This is a genomic window from Kitasatospora sp. NPDC001309, from assembly GCF_042896295.1.
Lineage (GTDB): Bacteria > Actinomycetota > Actinomycetes > Streptomycetales > Streptomycetaceae > Kitasatospora.
The window spans coordinates 159,539-174,870 of the sequence record NZ_JBIAXC010000011.1; the positions used below are offsets into that span (position 1 = coordinate 159,539).

Sequence of the window (15,332 nt, forward strand, 5' to 3'; positions counted from 1 at the left end):
CGCTCACCCGATCCGACTTGGTCCGCCCCTGCGGTGCTCACCGGTGGCCCGGGCGCCGCCCCGGTCGGGGCAGGGGCAGCAGCAGCCCCCAGACGTCGCGTTCGGCCGTGGCGGACCAGACCATGTCGCCGTGGCCGTAGTCCGGGACCACCCGGTAGTCGACCTTGGCCCCGCCCCGGTCGATCAGGCGGGCGCCGAGGTCGTGGTCGCCGCGGCCGAACTCGGCGTTCAGCCAGACCACTTCGGCCCGGATCGCGGCCCAGTCGAGCAGCTCGGGTTCGGCCCGGTCGGACCAGAGCGCCGCCAGGTCGCGCAGCAGCGCGGTCGGCTGGAGGCCGCTGCCGAGCCGGGCGACCGCCTCTTGCCAGACCGGGAGCGGGGAGTGGGCCAGGGCGAAGCGGTCGTCGGCGGGGGCCGCGCCGAAGGTGTAGCCGCCGGTGCTGTGGCCGCGGTGGTGGATCCAGTTGGTCGGGCCGGACAGGTCCCGGGTGCGGGTGAGCGCGTAGTGCAGCAGCCCGAGGTTGCTGAACGGTGCCGCGCCGTCCACCGGCCGGGGCAGCCCGCTCGGGGCGTCCGGGGCGGTGCTCGCACGGGCGAACAGGCCCTTGAGTCCGGGGTCGACGGTCCACTCGCCCGCCGTCAGCCGCTGTTCGAGCAGCTCGTGCAACTCCTCGGCGCGGGCCAGCAGTTCCGGCTCCCGCTCCCGGTCGTACGGGCCGGTGGTGTCGAGCACCAGCACCCGCCGCGGGCCCTCGCCGCCGAGCCGGGCGGCGGCGGTCAGGGCGAGCGCGGCCCCGGCCGAGTGGCCGAGCAGCTCGTACGGCAGGCCGGTGACGGAGCAGGCGGCGGTGACGACCCGTTCGAGGTCGGCCAGCTGCCCGTCCAGGCCCCAGTCGGCGCACCGGGGGCCGATCCGCTCGGGGGTGAGCGCGTCCTCGCGCGGGGTGGTGCCGAGCACCAGGCAGCCGTGGTCGGTGAGGAAGCGGGCGAGGCTGCGGCCCTGGGCGGTGCAGTAGTTGGCGGCGACGTTGAGACCGCCGCCCGGCAGCAGGTGGGCCACCCGGTCCGCCGTGCGCGGGTCGCCGAGGACGTCGACGGTGAACCGGTCCCCGGACGGTCCGACCGGGACGGTGAGCCGGTGGTGGTCGCGGTCGATCCGTACCACCGCCGGGTCGTCGCACCCGAGTGCCGCCGCCAACTCCCCGACGATGTCGCTGCCCACCGCTGCCCCCTCCTGTGCCCGGCCGCCCGGGACGCCGGACGGTGCGCACCAGTGTGACGCATGGTCCGGACGGGCTCGCAGGTCGGCCGGTCGGCCGGTCGGCCGGTCGGTTGCAGGGGGGCTCCCCGGCGGATCAGCCCTTGCGCAGGGCGAGGAAGCGGCGGCCGTGCGAGGTCCAGCGCTCCGCCTCCGCCAGGCCCGCGGCGCGGGAACGCCGCAGGGCGGCGGCCGTGCCGAGCCGGGCCCAGGGGAAGGCCGGGCCGAGCCGCCCGTCCGGCCCCTCCACCCGGACGACGGCCCGCTCGTCCACCTCCTCCGGTTCCACCTCCACCAGCAACAGCCCGTCCGGGGCGAGGAGTTCGGCGCTCCGGCGGAGCAGTGCGTCCGGGTCGCCGCCGATGCCCAGATTGCCGTCGGCGAGCAGGGCGGCGCCCCAGCGGCCCTCGGCGGGCAGCCGGTCGAACACCGAGCGGCAGAGCGCGGCGCCGCCGAGGCCCACCGTGCGGGCCACCGCCGCCCTGGTCACGTCCACGCCTAGCGCGGGCACCCCGAGGGCGAGCAGCTCCGCGACCAGCCGGCCGGGGCCGCAGCCGAGGTCCAGGACGGGCGCGGCGAGCCGGGCGCAGCGCCGCAGCAGGCTGTGGTCGGCGCCGGCCGCCGGGGCGCACCAGCGCTCGATGTCCAGGTGCAGCCGCCGGCCGTCCTCGCGGCGCAGCCAGAGCGGGCCGAAGCCGGTGCGGACGGCCTCGGCGAAGGGGTCGTCCACCCAGGGCGCGGCGAGGCTCAACCCGCCACCTCCGGAACGGGGTCGAGGGCGCGCAGCCGGGCGGCGAAGCGGCTGTGCGGGGCCTGGTCGGCGACCAGCCGGGCGTCCTCGACGGTGTCCACGTCGGTCAGCCCGGGCAGCCGGTGGACGGTCAGTCCGGCCTGCGCCAGGCGGTGCAGCAGGGCCGCGCCGGTGCCGGGGGTGGACATCGGCACGCCGTGCAGCAGCCGGGCCGCCAGCCGCTCGCTCGGCCGGGCCAGGCCCAGGGCCCAGAACCCGCCGTCGGCCGCCGGGCCGTACCAGGCGTCCAGGCCCGGCCGCCGGGCGGCGGACAGCGGCTCGGCCAGTGCGGCCGGGTCCAGCTGCGGGGTGTCCATGCCGACCAGCAGGGCCGGGGCGTCCGGGGCCAGCCGGGCGGCGTGGGCGAAGGCGGCGGCCAGCCGGCGGTCCAGGCCGCCGGCGCACTGGGGGACGACCTCCCAGCCCGGCGGCAGCCAGCCGCCCGGCTCGCCGTCCAGGACCAGCAGCCGCCGCCCGGCGGGCATCGCGGACAGGGCGTGCAGGGTGTCGGTCAGGGCGGCCTCGGCGAGCGCCGCGGCCTGCGCGGGGGTGCACGGTGGGGTGAGCCGGGTCTTCACCCGGCCGGGCATCGGCGCCTTGGCGATCACCAGCAGGGTCGGCGGCGGCGCCGCCAGCACCGCACGCATGTCGCGGACGGCCTGCCGGGTGCCGCGCAGGGTGCCGGTCACTTTGGAGCGGCCCGCGCGCGGCAGGTAGTCGACCGGGGTCTCGGCGATCCGCAGCCCGGCGGCCGAGGCCGCGAGCACCATCTCCAGCGGGTAGCCGGAACGCCGGTCGCCGAGCCCGAGGGCCAGCAGCCGTTCGCGCCGGGCGGCCCGCATCGGGCCGAGGTCGTGCAGCGGGGCGCCGGTGCGGGCCCGCAGCCGCCGGGCCAGCACGGCGTTGGCGAGCCGGGCGTGCACCGGCCAGGCGGTGGCGGTGGCGGGTCGGCGGCGCCCGAGGACCAGGTCGGCCGTGCCGGCCAGCACCGGTCCGGTGACCCGGGGGAGTTGGGCGGGGTCGAGCGAGCCGTCGCAGTCCAGGAAGCAGACCAGTTCGGCGGTGGCGGCGAGCAGCCCGGCGTGGCAGGCGGCGCCGAAGCCGCGCCGGGGCTCCTCGACCACGGTCGCGCCGAGCGAGCGGGCCAGTTCGGCGGAGCCGTCGCGCGAACCGTTGTCCACCACGACGGCCCGCCAGCCGGCCGGGATGCGTCCGAGCACCCAGGGCAGGGCGGCGGCCTCGTCCAGACAGGGCAGTACGACGTCGACGACCGGGGCGAGGGGGAGGGGAGGAGTCACGCCGGTCACGCTAACCGCGCCCGGCGCCGTCGGAGCCGAGCCGCGCCCTTACGGAAGTACGACGTCCGGGCGGTGCGCCCCGTTCGGGGGACGGCTGGGGGACGGCCGGGGGGCTGGGGGACGGCCGGGGAGCCGCCGGGCCGGGCGGCGGATCTTACGGAACTCGGACGTGCCGTCCGGGTGGCCGCCGTCGGCCGCCGTCGGCTCGTATCCTCGGCGAGGTGAACGAGAGCCCCACCGCCGCCGCACCGGCGCCCGCCGCCGGGCCGATGCCTGCCGCCACCGCATCGGCGCCTGCCGCCACCGCTCCGGTGACCCGGCCCGGCCGCATCCTGGTGGTCGACGACGACCCCACGGTGGCCGAGGTCGTCGCCGGCTATCTGACCCGCGCGGGCCACCACGTCGACCGCGCCGCCGACGGCCCCCGGGGCCTCGCCCTGGCCCGTACCGCCCCCCGCCCGGACCTGGTGGTCCTGGACCTCATGCTGCCGGGCATCGACGGCCTGGAGATCCTGCGCCGGCTGCGCACCGACCCGGACGGCGCCGAGCTGCCGGTCGTGCTGCTCACCGCCAAGGGCGACGAGACGGACCGGATCCTCGGGCTCGAACTCGGCGCGGACGACTACGTCACCAAGCCGTTCAGCCCGCGCGAACTCGTCCTGCGGGTCCAGTCGGTGCTGCGCCGCTCCCGGGCGGGCGCGGCGGGCTCGGCGGGCACGGCGGACGCGGCGGAAGGGCCGGGCGGTGGGCGGCTGGTCTCGGGCGACATCGCGCTAGACCCGCAGGCCCGCCGGGCGTACCGGGGCGGACGTGAACTGGCGCTGACCCTACGGGAGTTCGACCTGCTGGCGTTCCTGCTCCGGCACCCGCACACGGTGTTCTCCCGGCAGGAGCTGATGGAGCGGGTGTGGGGCTGGGACTTCGGCGACCTCTCGACGGTGACCGTCCACGTGCGCCGGGTGCGCGAGAAGATCGAGGACGACCCGGCCGCGCCGAGGCTGGTCGCCACGGTCTGGGGCGTCGGCTACCGCTACGACCCGGCACCGGCCGAGGGCGCGGGGACCGGCCGGAAGGGCGGCCCGGCGTGAAGGACCTGCTGCTGATCGCGCTGTTCGCCGCACTCGGCGCGGGCGGGGCGGGCCTGCTCGGCTGGGCGGCCGTCCGGCTGCTGCGCCGCCGCTCGCTCGCGCTGTCGCTGTTCTGCGTCGCCGCCGTGACGGTGCTGGCGGTCACCTCCGGGACCTTCGCGGTGGCCCAGGCGATGTTCCTGTCCCGGCACGACCTCGGAGTGGTGATCACGGTGCTGGCGATGGCCGCGGTGGTCTCGCTGGCCACCGCCGCGCTGCTCGGGCGCCAGGTGGTGGCCGGGAGCCGGGCGCTGACCGCGGCCGCCCGGACGGTCGGCAGCGAGGGCGGGTTCGCCGCGCCCGAGCGCCCACTCGGTCTGGAACTGGCGCAGCTCGGAGCCGAGTTGGCCGCCACCAGTGCCCGGCTGGCTGAGTCCAGGGCGCGTTCGCAGGCCCTGGACACCTCCCGGCGGGAGCTGATCGCCTGGATCTCGCACGACCTGCGCACCCCGCTGGCGGGCCTGCGCGCCATGGCGGAGGCCCTGGAGGACGGCGTCGCCGAGCGCCCCGAGGAGTACCTGCGGCGGATGCGGACCGAGGTCGAACGGCTCACCGGGATGGTCGACGACCTCTTCGAGCTCTCCCGGATCCAGGCGGGCGCGCTGGCCCTGTCGGTGTCCCGGGTGTCCGTGTACGACCTCGTCGACGAGGCGCTCGCCGGGGCCCACCCGCTGGCCCGGCAGCGCGGGGTCCGGCTGGAGGGCGGTCCGGTCGCGGCCGAGCCCGTCGAGGTGGACTCCGGGGAGATCACCCGGGTGCTGGGCAACCTGCTGGTCAACGCGATCCGCTCGACCCCCGAGGACGGCGTGGTCGCGGTCTCCGCCCGCCGGGAGGCGGACGAGGTGGTGCTCGCCGTCACCGACGGCTGCGGCGGCATCCCGGAGCCGGACCTGCCCCGGGTGTTCGAGACGGGCTGGCGCGGCAGCGCCGCCCGCACCCCGCCGCCGGCCGGCCCGGGCGGCGCCCGGGAGCGGGGCGAGGGCGGCGCCGGACTCGGGCTGGCCATCGTCCGGGGCATCGTGGAGGCCCACGCCGGACAGGCCCGGGTCCGCAACGTCGCCGGGGGCTGCTGCTTCGAGATCGTCCTGCCGGCCGCCCGGGGCTGAGCACCTCCGGGGGCCGAGCCGACCGGGTCCGCTCAGGCCCGCTGCGCCGCCGCCGCGAACTCCACCATCCCGTCGGCGAAGCCCACCCGGGCCCGCCAGCCCAGCTCCGCGCGCAGCCGCGCGGAGTCCGCGGTGATGTGCCGGACGTCCCCGAGCCGGTACTGCCCGGTCACCACCGGCGCCGGCCCGCCGTGGGCGGCGGCCAGGGCCCCGGCCATCTCGCCGACCGTCCGGACCTCGCCACTGCCCGTGTTGTACGCCCGCACGCTGCCCGGGGCCCGGTCGCCGACCGCCGTGAGCGCGGCCAGGTTGGCCGCCGCGACGTCCCGGACGTGGACGAAGTCCCGGCGCTGCCCGCCGTCCTCGAACACCCGCGGCGCCTCGCCCCGGGCCAGCGCCGAGCGGAACAGCGAGGCCACCCCCGCGTACGGGGTGTCGCGCGGCATCCCCGGCCCGTACACGTTGTGGTAGCGCAGCGTCAGGAGCCGGCCCCCGCAGGCGCGGGCCCAGGCGCCGGACAGGTGCTCCTGGGCGAGCTTGGTGGCGGCGTACACGTTGCGCGGGTCGGCCGGGGCGTCCTCGGCGACCAGGCCGGGGCGCAGCCCGGCGCCGCACTCGGGGCAGGGCGGCTCGAAGCGTCCGGCGTCCAGCTCGCCGGGGTGCCGGGGGCCGGGGGCGACCTCCCCGTGCTCGGGGCAGCGGTAGCGGCCCTCGCCGTAGACCACCATCGACCCGCCGAGGACGAGGCTGCGCACCCCCGCCCGGGCCATGGCGGCGAGCAGGACGGCGGTGCCCAGGTCGTTGCAGCCCGCGTAGGCGGGCGCGTCGTCGAGGTCCAGGCCGAGCCCGACCATGGCGGCCTGGTGGCAGACCGCGTCCACCCCGGCCAGCGCGGCCTCGACGGCCTCCGTGTCCCGGACGTCCGCGTGCCGGAAGTCGACGCCGTCCGGCAGCGCGGGGACCGCCCCGGTGGGGTGGACGGCGGGCAGCAGCGCGTCCAGGACGCGGACTTCGTGGCCCGCCGCCGCGAGGGCCCGTACGACGGCCGAACCGATGAACCCGGCGCCGCCGGTGACCAGAATCCTCATGACCGGGGACGCTACCGCCCGCGGCCCCGGCGAACGGCCGATCCGGCGTCCGTGTCACGCTTCGGTAAGGAACCGCGTGGGGACGCCCCGGTCGACCGTGAGGTAGCGCTGGGTAGAGATGACATGTACGCTGCGTGTCGCCGGATGAACAGTCGACGGGCCCGGCCGTTGCTCCGTGGGGGGAGTCACGCCCAGGCCCGGTCGCCGGTCGGGGCTCGGTCGCGCTCGTGGGGGAGTTGCGGCCGGGCCCGTATCCGGTTGTCAGTACTCTTCCCGCCGGCCCGCCCCACCAGACCTGACAACCGTCCAGCGGGCACCCGGTTCCAGGCGCATCCGTCCAGAACGGCCGCCCGGCAGCCCGGAGTTGAACCGTCCCCCGCACGCGGGCCGTTCAGCCGCGGGCGGCGGCGATCCGCTGCCGGAGCGCGCCGCGGCCTCCCGCGTTGCTGTCAGCCCGCCTTCCAGGCGAGGGGCTTGCCGTCCTTGTCGATCCACAGCAGGTTCGTCAGCGGCTTGTCGCTCGGCGCCAGGTAGATCGCGCACTCGTGCTCGCTCTGCCCCTTGACGAAGTCCTTGCCGCCCTTCGGGACGTCGCTCTCGCACTTCGGGAAGCTGCTGAGCAGGTCGACCTTGCGGGCCTGGGCCGTGTCGCTCACCATCACCCGCAGCTGCCGGTTGAAGTAGGGCTCGAAGATCCCGTTGCCACCGGTGTGGGTGTAGGTGACGTTCACGTAGTACGGCGTCTTCCCGGTCATGTCCTCCGGCTTGAGGAACTTGGCCAGGTCACCGATGTCACCCTTGACCACGCTCGTCGGGGCGATGCTGAGCGAGATGTCGCCCTTGTCGCCGTCGTGGTAGGTGCCCTGGGCCTTCGCCCCGACCGCCGGGGCACCCGCGAAGCGACCGCCCGCGACGGCACTCTGGCTCGGGCTCGAACCCGGCTGAGCGGGGTCGGAGGCCGCAGATGTGACGGACGGCGCGGCCGTGCCGGCCGTCCCTCCCGCCGAGGCGGCCGACGACGGCCCGGCGACGGGGGCGTCCGCGCCGCTCTGGTCCGGCCCGCAGGCACTCAGCAGAAGGGCGAGCGCCGCGGTCGCGGGCACGGCCGAGCGCAGCAGGAGGTCGGTACGCATGAAAGGGACTCCGTGGCAGGGGTTGGTGGGAGGACGAGGACTCGGCCGCCCGCAGTGACCCGTGGAACCTCAGAGCCACTGCCGGGCGCAGGCCCATGCTCCGACAGTCGCAGCCGTCCCCGCCTGAGTACGCGTACTCAGACGCGGCCGGCGCTGCTACTCGATCACGCCAGTACAGGTGGACGGCCGCCCGGTCACCCCTCGACGACGCATCTGCGCACGGTCAGGTGCTGCCGGGGCTGTACCGCGCGCTCGGGGGCGTCGTGGTCCACCTCAGCTCCGGTACGCCTCTCACAGCGGGGGACACCGAACAGACGATCAGCACGTCGCCAGTGAGTGCCATGACAGACGTGTGGCCCTTGTAGTCCAGCGCTCGACCGGCCAGGCGTTCGCCCTGGACAACGAGCTCGGTATCCGTTGCAGGCGTGGCCGTGACGTCCCGTAGAACCCTCTCCATGAGCTGCGGCATGCGCAGTCCGGTGTGTTCGCCCGCCGCCCACAGAGCCTGAGCAATGAATCTGGCGGCGGACGCCTCGTGATGCATCCGCGGCGGTGGCGCGTCCTTCCCGGGAACGGGTCGGATGGTTTCCACCGCGGCGACGGGGAGGGAAGACCTGGTATAGGCGATCTCGACCATTGTCGGAGTCCCATCGGTGGCTCCCCTGTCGATATTCCACATCCAGGAGTCGTCAATCCATGCGAGATCGGCGACCGGCCTACCGAGGCTTTCGAGGACTTCCTTCGGGAACGGCCTTTCGCCGTCGTCATCGTGGGAATCTCCGCCTGTGAAGAACAAGGTTGAACCCTTCGAAGTTCGTAGGGGCGGTGCGACACCTGTCGAGGTATCGCACCGCCCCTACCTCGTGTGCAGACCTGCTCCTCGCCGGGCGAGGCGCCCTTCTTGACCGGGTACTCGGAGCCTCTGGTGGCCTTCTCGTTGTACCCGGTGAAGCTCATCCCGACCTTCATCGCGTGCGAGGCGGGCTTGCTGTCCTGGCTGGCAGCCTTGGGCAGGGCCGGAGAATGCCACCACAACGGCGCCGCAGGCCACTGGGGTACACGGAGAGAAGCTATCTCGAACATCCTCCGCACGCCACCTATTAATCACCGTGCGATTCGGAATGGGAGAATCCTGATCCGAATCGATGGTGAATCATTGCTGGTTGCCCGAAACGCAGCCAGGACGAACTAGTTCCACTTCCCGGGGGGCGCGAATGTGGCGGAAGTCAATCTTCGGGGGTCCTGGGGCCGCCGACTCGGCGGCGGCAGCGCACTTGCCCCCCGATCCGGTCGTCGTCGCGCTGACGACCACCAATGCGATTCAGCTGGCCCACCGTCCGGCGCGACGTTCTCGACATACCGCGCTGCCACCCGCAGTCGGACGTCCGCACAGGTGGTGCTCAAACTCGAGCACTCACCGGGCCCCGAAGACCGCTGCTGCGAAGGCTTCGTCTGCCGGAGCGCCAATGACCTCACTGCGGACGAGTCCTTGCAGCCGTCGACGTACGTTTGGGGGGCGGGGCTCCGGACTTCCTCGGAGCTGCGCCATTTCCGGGAGCAATGGATGCGAGAATGTGGCGCGCTCGGTCCAGTAGAGCATTGGTGGAACGCGGATGCGAATCACGGACCGCTATGGTGTGCCGACGCTTGGGAAGTATCGCGGGCAGGATTCCTTGCGGGGTCACCATGATGTGATTGTGAAGGACGACCGTGTGTACGATGCCTGGACAGGACCGGGTGGTGGACCGATGGATGTGTATAGAAGCCAATTCGAGTATGGTGACGACCTAGTCTTCACTCCCCTCCACTAGAAAGAGGCTGGTCGTGGACTTCTCTACCCTCCTCCAGAACGTGCAGCGCAGGCCCGGAGCTTATGGCCTGGATGGCTCGTATCGAGAATTCGTCGCCTTCATCAATGGATGCGATGCAATGCAGGACTGGGGACTGCTTAAGGGATTTGGCGAGTGGCTTGCCGAGAGGCTTGGGCATGGTGCGAATCTCGTTTGGTGGGAGCTGGTTCGCCAGATCTTTGTATCGGATCATGGAAGCGTGGCAGGTGAGTCAGATGATGAGGCTCTGTGCAGTCGGATGTTCGTTCTGATGGGTGAGTTTCTAGCCCACGAAACTGCGTAACCCTGCGTGAAGAGGCGCTACCGGAATCCATTCCCGGTAGGGCCTCTTCACGCTTTGGCGGCAGTAGTTGACCGCAACGTCAGTGGACAGGTGCTGCACAGAGCGGCGGACCGTCGCCGTCGTCGGGGTCGCGGTCGAGTGCCTCGGGTTGTGGAAGCGGATCTGGTGCAGGTGCGCTCGGCGGAGGAGGGCGTTGAAGTGTCGAGTGAGGGTGGCAGGCTCGATGGGGCGGGAGGGTGATGCGATGTTCGGAGCTGGCTGTTTGCTTTATGCAGCCGAAAGGATGACATGAATCAAGAAGAATATCGGGCAAGGAGGGAAGGGATAGCTCGAACCCTTCAGGAGCGATGGAGTCGTGATGGATCGGTGATTGGGGTCCTGCATCTCCTGATCTCGGAGATCGGCCCGAGAGGCGACATGGGAGCCGTGGCGTTTGCCGTGGTCGGGTGCATGCATGACGCGTTTGATATGTCGTTGATGGAAGCCCGCCGACTCTCGAGATGGCATGCCATCGGAGGGGATCTCTCGGACACAGAGATCGAGCAGCGATTCGCGACCCTGGTTCCTCGCGGGCCTGACTCCTAGTACATTGATCCATTCCTCAGGACTGTTCCTGCGGGACCACGGAAAGCTCTGCACTCCCGTGGTCGCTTCCGTGGCGGAGGATCACCAGCCCGCGCCAGCGGGATAGGAGGAGGCCACTTCCCGAGCGCAGGACACTCCTGAGTGTTCGCCGGCGCTGAGCGAGAGCCCCACTGACGTGAAGTCGGTGGGGCTCTCGTGCCCTTCCGGGGGCAACGCTGATGCTGCCTGAGGGCTCTGCCGATGGGTCGATGGCGTGGCCCGGTGCGTCGGAGGTTGCGGCTCTGGAGCTGCCTGCGGTGGAGAAGCCCGCTCGCCAGGACGGACGCTCCGGCCCCGAGCATGTGGCCGGTTCGTGGCCTGGCGAAGCTGCGATCAAACCTGGTGATCGCTTGTCGCGCGTGAGTATGTGAGCGGGTGTCCCACCGTAGGGGCCGAATCAGGTCGCGGGGGCGTGTCGCGGCGGATGCCACACCATCCGGTCAACGGTCCCAATCAGTCATATTCGTAAAGCGGTTGCTGGTCGAAACGGGCAGCCGTCCAGGGGGCACCGACAAGCACGCCGTACTCGGCGGGAGACGGGTGTTCGCGCCTCCCGCCGAGTACGGCGCCCAGGACCGGGTGCGGTGCGGCAGCGGGACTACGTCCACCTGGCCGGGTCGGTGGGGTCCGCGCGGCCGTCGGTCGGCGCGCTCCGGGACCGGCTCGCCGGGGACCCTGGCTGGACGGTGCACGAGATCGCCGCCGAGGGGAGCTGCCCTGGCCGGTCGGCCGGTGGTGTGAGCGGCGGAGCCGCGTCCGCGGGTGGTCAGAGGCGGAGTTCCATCCGTTGTTCCACGGTGTCCAGGCCGAACTTGTGGGCGGGCCGGGAGAGGGTCAGCTCGAACCCGGCGGTCGCGTACAGGTGGTGGGCGGCGTCGAGGCCGGTGATCGTCCAGAGCAGCACGCCCTCGTAGCCGCGCTCGCGGGCCTCGGTCAGGGCGAGGTCGAGCAGGCGGCGGCCCAGGCCGCGGCCGCGGGCCGCCGGGTCGAGGACCACCCAGCGCAGCTGGCCCCAGCCGGGGCGCTCCTCGGCGCGGACCAGGCCGACGGCGCCGACGACCCGGCCGTCCAGCTCGGCGACCCACAGGCGGCCGGGTGCCGCGGAGCCCTCGACGGCGCCGGCCAGCACCAACTCGGCCATGCCGGCGGCGACGTAGGCCTCCATGGTGGCGTCCATGCCGTACTCGCGGGTGTACAGGACGCCGTGCAGGGCCGCGACGGCGCCCAGGTCCCCGGGCCGGTCGGCCTCGCGGACGGTCACGGTTCCGGGTGCGGTGGTGGCCATGGCTCCATCCCCTTCCACTGAAACACTCGTTTCAGTGGAACGATAGACCACGTGTCCACCCCAGCCTCCGCACCCAGCCACCCCGCGCCGCGCCGCCCGTCGGTGCGCCGCGAGGACCTGCTCGCCGCGACCGTCCGCTACGTCGCCGAGCACAACGTGTCCGACCTCTCGCTGCGCCCGCTCGCGGCCGGGATCGGCACCAGCCCGCGTGTGCTGCTCTACCTCTTCGGCTCGAAGGAGGAACTGGTCCGGGCCGTGCTGGCGGTCGGCCGGGCCGAGCAACTGGCGCTGCTGGAACGCTCGGAGGAGGAGGGCGGCAGCGCCCGGGAGACCCTCGAACGGCTCTGGGCCTGGCTGGCGGACCCCGGACACCGGGGTGCGCTGCGGCTGTTCTTCGAGGGGTACGTCCGGGCCTTCGGGCAGGTCGAACCCTGGCGGGACTTCGGCACCGCCTCGCTGGCGGAATGGCTCCCCCCGCTGGCCCGGGTGCTCGACGGCACCCGGGCCAACCCCACCGTGGTGCTCGCCGTGCTGCGCGGGCTGCTGCTGGACCTGCTGGCCGGTGAGGGCGAGTCCGACGCGGCACGGGTGCAGGCCGCCTGGCGGGACTTCCTGGACGCGACCCTCGACTGAGGCCGCAGCCGGGGTGCTCAGACCATCCGGGCCGTGGTGGGGGCGTCCGCCCCCTGGCGGCGGGCGTCGCGCCGGGCCAGGCCCGGGGTCGGGCCGGTGCCCAGGACCCGGCCGTCGCCGAGGGCCAGCCAGCTGCCGGGCGGGGTGCCCTCGGGTGCGGGCGCGGCCAGCGCGGCCGCGAGTTCGATGCCGGACGGCTCCGGCGCCGGGCCGGGCCGGCCCTCGCGCCAGCGGGCGGTGGTGCGCTCACCGCCCGAACGCCGCCGCCAGTACAGGTGCTGGGCGACGATCAGCGGCCCGAGCGCGGTCAGCAGCGGGAAGCCGCCGGACAGCGCGCCGAGGGCGAAGCAGGCACTGACGGCGCTGGTCACCAGGACGCCCGTGAGCGCGGCGGACCAGGCCGCCGCCCGGCCGTAGGCCTTCGCCGCGACCAGAGGGAACAGGACCAGCAGCAAGAGGTCACCGAGGCCGAGGCCGACCGGCCGGTCCCCGCCGGTGAGGGCCAGCATCGGCGCGAACGGCCGGTCCTGGACCTGTGCGAAGAAGCGGGCCGTGGTGTCGGTGAGCGTGGTGGCGGCCAGGTCGTACGCGGTGAGTACGGCGGCCAGCGCGGCCGTGTGCCCGGCCCGCAGGCCGCTCTGCGTCCACAGGTTGGCGACCCCGACCACCGCGACGGCGATCAGCAGGCCGCTGCCCGCCCGGGCCCCGCCCGGGTGGCCGGTGAGGGCGGCCAGCGCGGTGGCGGCGGTGCCGGCCAGGGCGGCGGCCCAGGACCACGGCGCGGCCCGCAGCCCGGCGGTGGTGAGCAGCGGGGCGAGGGTGAACTGCACGGCCAGGCACAGGACCAGGCCGAACACGGCGGAGACGGCCGCCCCGGGCAGCGCGGTGTACAGCAGCGGCGCGAGGACCACGCCGGTGCACAGCACGGCGACGTCGCCCCCGGTGTACACCCCGACCGGCGGCCGGGGCATCCGGACCCGGGCCAGGTAGCGGGCCGCGACGGCGATCTCGACGGCGACGGCGGCGCTCAGCGCGGTGAGCGCGAGGGGGCTGACGCTCATCCAACGCCTCCTGGGGTCGGTGGCGCCGGGGCAATGGCGCCCGGTGCCTCGAAGCTGTGCTCGCGCAGGTCGGCGCGGACGGGCGCGGTCGGCGGCATGGTGGCCCGGTCCTCGTGCAGCACGACGGCGGACAGCCGCAGGCCGGCCGCCGCCGCCCGCTCCTCCAGCCGCCCGAGCAGGGCGGTCGCGGGCAGCCGGGGGACCAGCAGGTGCAGCCGGGCCGGGCCGGTCGGCCCCGCGGGCCCCTCGGTGAGCGCGTACCGGGCGGGCAGCGGGACTTCGGGCTCGGCCTCCACCAGGTCGAGCACCTCGCGGGTGGTGACGGCGGTGCTCAGCGGGCCGGACCAGCGGCCGAGGATCCCGGAGGTGGCCGGCAGGTGGGCGAGTTCGCAGTCCGGCGGCCCGTCCGGGAGGCGGACCAGGTCCCCGGTGGCGTACCGCAGCAGCAGGGTGCACTCGCGGTAGGGCACGTACGGGGTGTGCACCACGGTGCCGATCCCGCCCGGGGCGGTCGGTTCCCCGCTGACCGGGTCCAGCACCTCCAGGTGCCCGAACTCGGTGGTGTGGTGCAGATGCCCCTCGGTGCAGGGGCTCGCGCCCGAGGGCAGGATCTCGGTCATCAGGTACGCCGAGGCCACGGCCGCGCCGAACACCGCCTCGGCCCGGCGGCGCAGCGGTGCGGACAGCACCTCGCCGCCGACGCTGATCGACTCCAGCCCGAAGTCGCCGTGCTGCCAATTCTGTTGCTCGGCCTCCTGGACGAGTGCGGCCAGGTAGGAGGCGGAGGTGGTCAGATGGGTGATCTGCGGCGCCCGGCCGGGCAGGCCGAGCGGGGCGGCCAGGCGGTCCAGCGCCAACGCCGGGTCGACGGTGCCGAACTGGACGAAGCCGGCGCCGGCCCGGGTGGTCGACTCCTCGGCGTAGACCAGCGGCAGGGTGGCGCGCGAGCAGCCCGCGTAGGCGACGGTGTGGCGCGGCCGCAGGCCGAGGCCGAGCACGGCGGAGATGGTGCTGAACGCGATGGCGGTCTCGATCTCGGCCCGGGAGAACCACACCGCGGTGGGGGTGCCGCTGGTGCCGGTGGTGAGCGCCATCAGGGCGGGCGAGGCGGCGGCGGAGACGAAGGCGGCGGGCAGCGCTTTCAGCGCCTGCTTGGGGGTGACCGGCACGCGCGACCAGTCCTCGGGCTCCAAGGTCGCCGGATCGAGGTCGAGTTCGGCGAACCGCCGGCGGTAGTAGGCGGTGTGCCGGACGGCGGCGCGGGCGGTGGCGCGCAGGCTGCGCCGGGCCACCTCGCGGCGCAGCTGGGGGTCGACGTGCCCGGCCCGGCCGGGCAGCAGTGCCGAGTCCTCGCCGGGCTCGCCGAACTCGGCGATGGTGTCGACCAGGTCGCGGGCGAGGCGTTCCAGGTCGCCGGGACGGATCCGGCGGTTCGTCAGGATCGCTGCACCGTAGCGCAGTTGACTGATGGCGGTCGCGAACAAGCGGGCTCCCCGGGCCAGGGTCGGACGGTACGCCACCCGGCCCTGGCCGGGGTCGGCCGGATCAGGCCATGTGCAGGAACATCGCGGCGGTGAGGGTGCTGTAGGCGTACTTGAGGTAGTGCTTGACCATGGTCGGTTCCTCCTCCGTGCGGGCGCGCGGCCGTACGGGTCGCGCGCTGCGGTGTCGCCCGCGGCCGAGAAGTGGTCGCCGGGCAGCGGCAGTGTAGGCACGGAGCGGGGTCCCGGAACAGCCCATGTGCATGGGTAATTCCTCGACGATTCACCTCAGTTGTCGGCGGGCGCCGGTGGAGC

General features: G+C 74.0%; 14 protein-coding genes and 1 pseudogene. 4 read left to right on the plus strand and 11 right to left on the minus strand.

Going from position 1 to position 15,332, the window contains the following annotated elements:
* Window positions 1-37 precede the first annotated feature (37 nt).
* The 4 genes and pseudogenes from ACFY2K_RS14490 to ACFY2K_RS14505 all read right to left on the minus strand — a co-directional run.
* A complete protein-coding gene (locus ACFY2K_RS14490) occupies window positions 38-1,222 on the minus strand; it encodes a thioesterase domain-containing protein (protein ID WP_387711557.1) in 1,185 nt (394 codons plus the stop codon).
* A 133-nt stretch (window positions 1,223-1,355) separates the two neighbouring features.
* Window positions 1,356-2,009, minus strand: a complete 654-nt coding sequence (locus tag ACFY2K_RS14495; RefSeq protein WP_380400304.1) for a methyltransferase domain-containing protein — start codon at window positions 2,007-2,009, stop codon at window positions 1,356-1,358.
* Entirely contained in the window at window positions 2,006-2,638 is a 633-nt protein-coding gene (locus ACFY2K_RS14500; RefSeq protein WP_387711602.1) for a DUF2064 domain-containing protein, read from the minus strand. The genes ACFY2K_RS14495 and ACFY2K_RS14500 overlap by 4 nt, the downstream gene beginning before the upstream one ends.
* A 3-nt stretch (window positions 2,639-2,641) precedes the next feature.
* Window positions 2,642-3,346 (minus strand): annotated as a pseudogene (locus ACFY2K_RS14505) (glycosyltransferase family 2 protein); the annotation flags it as partial.
* Window positions 3,347-3,615: 269 nt separating this feature from the next.
* On the opposite strand from ACFY2K_RS14505, the gene ACFY2K_RS14510 reads away from it, so the two are divergent.
* The gene (locus ACFY2K_RS14510; RefSeq protein ID WP_387711604.1) at window positions 3,616-4,434 is read left to right on the plus strand and encodes a response regulator transcription factor; all 819 of its coding nucleotides are present in this window, start codon (window positions 3,616-3,618) and stop codon (window positions 4,432-4,434) included.
* Window positions 4,431-5,579 carry a sensor histidine kinase gene (locus ACFY2K_RS14515; RefSeq protein ID WP_380522990.1) on the plus strand — a complete coding sequence of 383 codons (1,149 nt, stop codon included), beginning with the start codon at window positions 4,431-4,433 and terminating at the stop codon, window positions 5,577-5,579. Before ACFY2K_RS14510 ends, ACFY2K_RS14515 begins: the two co-directional genes overlap by 4 nt.
* Before the next feature lie 32 nt (window positions 5,580-5,611).
* Here the strand turns inward: ACFY2K_RS14515 and ACFY2K_RS14520 are convergent, their stop codons facing one another.
* The 3 genes from ACFY2K_RS14520 to ACFY2K_RS14530 form a co-directional block, all read right to left on the minus strand.
* Window positions 5,612-6,667 carry an NAD-dependent epimerase/dehydratase family protein gene (locus tag ACFY2K_RS14520; protein WP_380641588.1) on the minus strand — a complete coding sequence of 352 codons (1,056 nt, stop codon included), beginning with the start codon at window positions 6,665-6,667 and terminating at the stop codon, window positions 5,612-5,614.
* Window positions 6,668-7,116: 449 nt separating this feature from the next.
* Window positions 7,117-7,800 (minus strand): hypothetical protein, encoded by a 684-nt coding sequence (locus ACFY2K_RS14525; protein WP_387711560.1) that lies wholly within the window; start codon window positions 7,798-7,800, stop codon window positions 7,117-7,119.
* A 223-nt stretch (window positions 7,801-8,023) separates the two neighbouring features.
* A complete protein-coding gene (locus ACFY2K_RS14530; protein ID WP_380522993.1) occupies window positions 8,024-8,596 on the minus strand; it encodes a hypothetical protein in 573 nt (190 codons plus the stop codon).
* A gap of 1,028 nt (window positions 8,597-9,624) precedes the next feature.
* On the opposite strand from ACFY2K_RS14530, the gene ACFY2K_RS14535 reads away from it, so the two are divergent.
* A complete protein-coding gene (locus ACFY2K_RS14535) occupies window positions 9,625-9,933 on the plus strand; it encodes a hypothetical protein (RefSeq protein ID WP_387711562.1) in 309 nt (102 codons plus the stop codon).
* 1,390 nt (window positions 9,934-11,323) lie between these two features.
* On the opposite strand, the gene ACFY2K_RS14540 is transcribed toward ACFY2K_RS14535, so the two are convergent.
* Complete coding sequence (locus tag ACFY2K_RS14540; RefSeq protein WP_387711564.1) at window positions 11,324-11,842, minus strand: GNAT family N-acetyltransferase; 519 nt, start codon at window positions 11,840-11,842, stop codon at window positions 11,324-11,326.
* 51 nt (window positions 11,843-11,893) lie between these two features.
* Here ACFY2K_RS14540 and ACFY2K_RS14545 point away from each other — a divergent pair, with 51 nt between their 5' ends.
* The gene (locus tag ACFY2K_RS14545) at window positions 11,894-12,475 is read left to right on the plus strand and encodes a TetR/AcrR family transcriptional regulator (RefSeq protein ID WP_387711566.1); all 582 of its coding nucleotides are present in this window, start codon (window positions 11,894-11,896) and stop codon (window positions 12,473-12,475) included.
* Window positions 12,476-12,492: 17 nt separating this feature from the next.
* Here the strand turns inward: ACFY2K_RS14545 and ACFY2K_RS14550 are convergent, their stop codons facing one another.
* The 3 genes from ACFY2K_RS14550 to ACFY2K_RS14560 all read right to left on the minus strand — a co-directional run bounded on the left by ACFY2K_RS14550 (window position 12,493) and on the right by ACFY2K_RS14560 (window position 15,282).
* Entirely contained in the window at window positions 12,493-13,536 is a 1,044-nt protein-coding gene (locus tag ACFY2K_RS14550) for a hypothetical protein (protein ID WP_387711568.1), read from the minus strand.
* On the minus strand, window positions 13,533-15,020 hold the full coding sequence (locus tag ACFY2K_RS14555) for a phenylacetate--CoA ligase family protein (protein WP_380522999.1): 1,488 nt from the start codon (window positions 15,018-15,020) through the stop codon (window positions 13,533-13,535). The genes ACFY2K_RS14550 and ACFY2K_RS14555 overlap by 4 nt, the downstream gene beginning before the upstream one ends.
* 61 nt (window positions 15,021-15,081) lie before the next feature.
* Entirely contained in the window at window positions 15,082-15,282 is a 201-nt protein-coding gene (locus ACFY2K_RS14560) for a hypothetical protein (protein WP_380523000.1), read from the minus strand.
* Window positions 15,283-15,332: the final 50 nt, after the last annotated feature.